This window comes from Flectobacillus sp. (assembly GCF_049240685.1).
Taxonomy (GTDB): domain Bacteria; phylum Bacteroidota; class Bacteroidia; order Cytophagales; family Spirosomataceae; genus Flectobacillus.
In genome coordinates this window covers 1-1,084 of sequence record NZ_JBMLSD010000459.1, presented here as the reverse complement: position 1 = coordinate 1,084, position 1,084 = coordinate 1, and the positions used below count along the sequence as shown (strand labels likewise).

1 protein-coding gene is annotated in these 1,084 nt (G+C 36.0%); it reads left to right on the top strand.

The features are described 5' to 3' along the window. Positions 1 to 1,022: GntR family transcriptional regulator (locus ACOVQ4_RS21025; protein WP_421822562.1), on the top strand; the 1,022-nt coding region annotated here is incomplete at its 5' end. Positions 1,023 to 1,084 lie beyond the last annotated feature (62 nt).

Below are 1,084 nucleotides of genomic sequence, written 5' to 3'. Positions count from 1 at the left end.
CATTAATGAAAGATTTTGCTCTAATCGACTCACAATCGAGTAAACCTAAATATCAACAACTTATAGAATATATCATCGATTCGATTGAGAGCGGTAAACTAGCCAGAGGGCAACAGTTACCGTCTATCAATGAGGTCGCCCAAAATTTTGGTATGGCGCGAATGACAGTTACAAAAGCCTACGACGAGCTTCGTGAAAGAGGCCTTGTTACTTCACATCATGGGAAGGGCTTCTATGTAAATAGTACCGACACCCGCAGCCAAATGAATATTTTTGTTTTGTTTGATGCCCTCACACCTTACAAAGAAATACTCTATGATGCTATAGTAGAGGGCTTGGGAGAAGATGTAAATGTCAATATATTCTTTCATCACCATAACATAAAAGTTTTTGAAAACCTGATTCTCAACAATTTAGGCCACTACAATTTTTATGTAGTAATGCCTCATTTCAATCAGGATGTGTCTGACATTTTGAAGCAAATTCCAAAAGAAAAACTCCTCCTCTTAGATATAGACGTCCCTTCCTTTGGTGATGATTTCGCATTACTCTATCAAGATTTTGAACAAAACGTATATCAGGGTCTGACAGAAGCGCATTCTTCAATTACAAAATATCAAACCTTATCGTTGGTATTAAGCAGTAAAAGCTTTCAGTACACACCTGTCGGTATTATTAATGGCTTTCAGAAATATTGTGTAGAAAATGCCATCCCTTTTGAAATTATTCCAGACTTGGAGGAAGAAGAACATTTGCAGAAAGACCATGCCTATCTAGTATTTCGAGAAAATGACCTAGTAAGGTTTATCAATTGGTCAAACAAAAAAGGCTGGAAGTTAGGCAAAGACATAGGCCTTATTTCTTATGACGATACTCCTATTAAAGAGATTTTGGCAGAGGGCATCTCTGTTATTTCCAACGACTTTCAAGTAATGGGAAAACGTGCAGCTGAAATGATTTTGTCTAAACAAAAAGGTCGATTTATCAATCAATGTAGTTTTATTAAACGTAAATCCTTGTAGGTAATTGGACAAAATTAGATTTAAGTTTTTGTTTTAGGCAACAGGCAAAGAGTGTTTTTTTT